A 3,726-nucleotide genomic window follows, 5' to 3' on the forward strand; every position below is an offset into this window, starting at 1 on the left:
GGATCGGTGCTGCAGCGTCTCGGCATCGCGCGGCAACTCGACATGGATGACGAGGCTGAGGCTCGGCAGGTCGATGCCGCGCGCGGCGACGTCGGTCGCGACGCACACCCGCGCGCGCCGGTCGCGGAGCGCCTGAAGCGCCGCGTTGCGCTCGTTCTGGCTGTGCTCGCCCGACAGCGCCACCGCCGCGAACCCGCGTTCGACCAGCATCGCGTGCAGATGCCGCACATTCTCGCGCGTCGCGCAGAACAGCATCGCGGTCTCCGCTTCGTGCAGGCGCAGCAGGTTGACGACGGCATGCTCGATATCCGGCGGCGCGACGGCCAGCGCCTGATACTCGATGTCGCCATGCCCGCGGTCCTCGCCGACGGTCGAGATGCGCAGCGCATCGCGCTGGTAGCGTTTGGCAAGCGCGACGATCGGCTTCGGCATCGTCGCCGAAAACAGCAGCGTGCGGCGTTCGGCCGGCGTCGCGTCGAGGATTTGCTCGAGGTCTTCGCGAAAGCCCATGTCGAGCATCTCGTCGGCTTCGTCGAGCACCGCAACGCGCAGGCCGGACAGCTCCAGCGCGCCCCGTTCGAGATGGTCGCGCAGCCGCCCCGGCGTGCCGACGACGATCTGCGCGCCGTGCGACAAGGCACGGCGCTCCTTCGATGCGTCCATGCCGCCCACGCAGGTGGCGATCCGCGCGCCGGCCTTGCCGTAGAGCCAGATCAGCTCGCGGCTGACCTGCAGCGCCAGCTCGCGCGTCGGCGCAATCACCAGCGCCAGCGGGGCGCCGGGCCGCCTGGCGCTGCCTTCTGCGTCCAGCAGCTCCGGCGCCATGGCGAGACCGAAAGCGACCGTCTTGCCTGAGCCGGTCTGCGCCGAGACGATCAGATCGCGTCCGCGCGCGCCATCTTCCAGGACGGCGGCCTGAACAGGCGTGGGAGTTTGATAGCCGCGCGCACTGAGCGCCTCGGCGAGCGGCCGGGGGAGATCGGGAAAGGACATGAAGGCGCATAGATGGGGGCGCGCCGGCCGAAACCTAGACGTGCAGCCGGTCGAATTCGTCGCAAGGGACGATTGCGACTCGGCGAGCCGGGTTAACCACCTATCGGTCTTGCCGCACTGTCTGTGCCGTTTAGCACAGCCGGCGGAACCAACGCGTGTATCAAGCGATGGTGCGGCCGGGAGAAGCTCATGGTCTGGATCTCGCTCGTTCTCATCGTCTTCATCGCGCTGGCGACGCTGTTTGCCGTGCTGCTGGCCCGGACGAGTCCGGCTCCCGTGGCCGATGTCGCGCCGATGAAGAAAGCGCTGGAACGGCGGCTCCGCGAAGGCGTCGAGTTCCGTCTTTAGGACCCGCGGATCTGTTCGAGGAGCCGGTGCTGCCGGGCCTCGCGATGGCCGAGGATTTCATCGCAGCCGACGAAGAACAGGCGCTGATCGCTGCGATCGACGCCGCGCCACTGTCGCCGTTCCGCTTCCAGGGCTGGACCGGCAAGCGGCTGACCCATTCCTATGGCTGGACCTATGATTTCGACCGCGCGCGCTTTGCCGAAAGCGAGCCGATCCCGGACTGGCTGAAGCCGCTCCAGGCGCGCGCCGCCGGTTTTGCGCGCCTCGCACCCGGCGATCTCTCCCATGCGCTGCTGATCCGCTACGATCCCGGCGCCGGCATCGGCTGGCACCGCGACCGGCCGGTGTTCGAACATGTCGTCGGCGTCTCGCTGGGCGCTGGTGCGACGATGCGTTTCCGCCGGCGCAGCGAACGGGGCTTCGACCGCCGGTCGCTGCCGCTGCCGCCGCGTGCGGCCTACCATCTCTCCGGCGAGGCGCGGCACGGCTGGGAACACAGCATCGTGCCGATCGAGGAAACGCGCTGGTCGGTGACCTTCCGCAGCCTCAGGCGCTAGCGATCTCCGCCAACAGCCAGGCGCGGAAGGCTTCCATTTCCGGCGACAGCGGCTTCGACTTGAGCCGGCTCAGCCAATAGGCGCCGATATCGGCCTCGATCGCGAACGGCCGCACCAGCCGGCCGCCATCCAGCTCGGCCGCAAACAGGCCGTGCGGGACAAGCGCGACGCCCAGTCCTTCGATCGCCGCATCGGCCATCAGCTGCGAGGAATCGAACATCGGCCCGCGCAGCACCGGCGCTTTCAGTCCCGCGGCGGCGAACCAGCAAGCCCAGTCGTCCACGCGGTAGGACCGGAGCAGCGTCTCGCCGAGCAAATCCTCCGGCTTCGACAGGCGCGCGGCGATCGCCGGCGCGCAGAGCGGCGACACCGGCGCCGCCATCACCCGCTCGGCCTCGGTGCCGTGCCAGGCTCCGTCGCCGAAGCGGATCGCGAAATCCAGGCCTTCCTCGGCAATGTCGACGCGGTTGTTGTTGGTCGAGACGCGGACGTCGATCTCCGGATGGGCGGCACGGAAGCCGTCGAGCCGGGGCAGCAGCCAGGCGACCGCGAAGGTGCCGACCACGCCGACGCTCAGCACGGCCTCTGTGCTGCCGGCCAGCCGTTCGAGCAGCAGCGCGATCTCGTCGAACGAGCGCGTGAGCACCGGCAGCATCGCCCGCCCTTCGTCGGTCAACGCCAGCCCGCGCGGCAGCCGGCTGAACAGCGGAAAGCCGAGCCGGTCTTCCAGCGCCTTCACTTGCTGGCTGAGCGCCGCGGGGGTGACGCGCAACTCGATCGCGGCATTGGTGAAGCTCAGGTGCCGCGCCGCTGCCTCGAATGCGCGCAGATTGTTGAGCGGCAGGTATGGCCGGATCATCCGCCCTGCATAGCCTCCTTTGCGCCCTGTGCCTCGATCCTTTGCTCGGCCGCATTCAGGAAGGCGCGGCAGCCTTTCGGATCGACGAACGGATTGGGCCGCCCCGGCGCCATCCGCGCGCGCTTCTCCGCCATTCCGAAATAGCTGCCATGCGCGCCGAGGAAGAGGTCGCAGGGCAGGTTGCGCCATGTCGCGAAGGAGCGGCGGAAATCGTCCATGATCGAGGGATAGGCCGGGTTGCCCTTGAGCTTGTAGCCGGGCGCAGTCGCGCCGCAGACGAACAGGGCGTCGACGCCGCGTCCATCGACCTGCACGGGTATCGTCCAGCTGGTGCAGCCGGGCGTATGGCCGGGCGTCAGGTGCGCGGTCATCCGGACTGCGCCCAGCTTCAACTCGGCGCCATCGTGCAGGCGTGCATCGACCTTGACCGGCGGATAGGTCAGCTGGTCTCCCCATTGCGGGTCGCCGCTGCCGCCCCGTTCCAGCAGTTCCGCATCGGCCGGCGCAGCGAGCAGCTCGGCACCCGTCGCTTCCTTCAGGGCCGCGAGGCCGCCGGCGTGATCATTATGGGCCTGGCTGTTGATCAGATAGCGCACGCGCTTCGGGTCGAAGCCAAGCGTGCGGATATTGTCGAGGATCAAGGGAGCGCTCGCCTCCAGCCCGCCATCCAGCAGGATCATGCCTTCCGGATCGACGACCAGATACGAGGCGAGATCGGCCGTCCCGACATAATAGAGGTTGTCCGCGATGCGGAACGGCGCGGCCGGCGCGTTCCAGCGGACCTCATCGGGCGAGAGGGGGCGCGAGGCGGCGAGTGCGAGAAGGGCGACTGCGAGCATGCCGCGATCTTCGCCGGCGCGCGGCCGGCTCGCAAACCAGAAATCCTAAGCGCTGCCTTTAGTCATGCCCCTTGCGCGGGATCAGGTGCAGCGCGCCGGCAATGATACCGCCGGCGACCAGGCCGACCAC

General features: G+C 68.9%; 5 protein-coding genes. 2 read left to right on the forward strand and 3 right to left on the reverse strand.

Annotation, left to right across the window (positions count from 1 at the left end):
- Window positions 1-993 (reverse strand): DEAD/DEAH box helicase (locus VFT73_RS04765; protein ID WP_326409019.1); only part of this gene is annotated, 993 nt, incomplete at its 3' end.
- 189 nt (window positions 994-1,182) lie between these two features.
- Between VFT73_RS04765 and VFT73_RS04770 the strand changes: the two genes are divergently transcribed.
- Window positions 1,183-1,341: a hypothetical protein gene (locus tag VFT73_RS04770; RefSeq protein WP_326409020.1), complete on the forward strand. Its 159-nt coding sequence runs from the start codon at window positions 1,183-1,185 to the stop codon at window positions 1,339-1,341.
- Window positions 1,342-1,385: 44 nt separating this feature from the next.
- Window positions 1,386-1,898 (forward strand): alpha-ketoglutarate-dependent dioxygenase AlkB, encoded by a 513-nt coding sequence (locus VFT73_RS04775; protein WP_326409023.1) that lies wholly within the window; start codon window positions 1,386-1,388, stop codon window positions 1,896-1,898.
- On the opposite strand, the gene VFT73_RS04780 is transcribed toward VFT73_RS04775, so the two are convergent.
- Together VFT73_RS04780 and bla are read right to left on the reverse strand one after the other, a co-directional pair.
- Window positions 1,888-2,757 carry a LysR family transcriptional regulator gene (locus VFT73_RS04780; protein ID WP_326409021.1) on the reverse strand — a complete coding sequence of 290 codons (870 nt, stop codon included), beginning with the start codon at window positions 2,755-2,757 and terminating at the stop codon, window positions 1,888-1,890. The genes VFT73_RS04775 and VFT73_RS04780 overlap by 11 nt on opposite strands.
- Complete coding sequence (gene bla / locus VFT73_RS04785; RefSeq protein WP_326409022.1) at window positions 2,754-3,596, reverse strand: subclass B3 metallo-beta-lactamase; 843 nt, start codon at window positions 3,594-3,596, stop codon at window positions 2,754-2,756. The genes VFT73_RS04780 and bla overlap by 4 nt, the downstream gene beginning before the upstream one ends.
- Window positions 3,597-3,726: the final 130 nt, after the last annotated feature.

Origin of the sequence: Sphingomonas sp. (assembly GCF_035758555.1) — a bacterium.
GTDB lineage: Bacteria > Pseudomonadota > Alphaproteobacteria > Sphingomonadales > Sphingomonadaceae > Sphingomonas_B.

Excerpts from the sequence above, each read along its gene's own strand:
- bla (WP_326409022.1), bottom strand. The coding sequence starts at position 3,596 with ATGCTCGCAGTCGCCCTTCTCGCACTCGCCGCCTCGCGCCCCCTCTCG.
- VFT73_RS04775 (WP_326409023.1), top strand. The coding sequence starts at position 1,386 with ATGGCCGAGGATTTCATCGCAGCCGACGAAGAACAGGCGCTGATCGCT.
- VFT73_RS04780 (WP_326409021.1), bottom strand. The coding sequence starts at position 2,757 with ATGATCCGGCCATACCTGCCGCTCAACAATCTGCGCGCATTCGAGGCA.
- VFT73_RS04770 (WP_326409020.1), top strand. The coding sequence starts at position 1,183 with ATGGTCTGGATCTCGCTCGTTCTCATCGTCTTCATCGCGCTGGCGACG.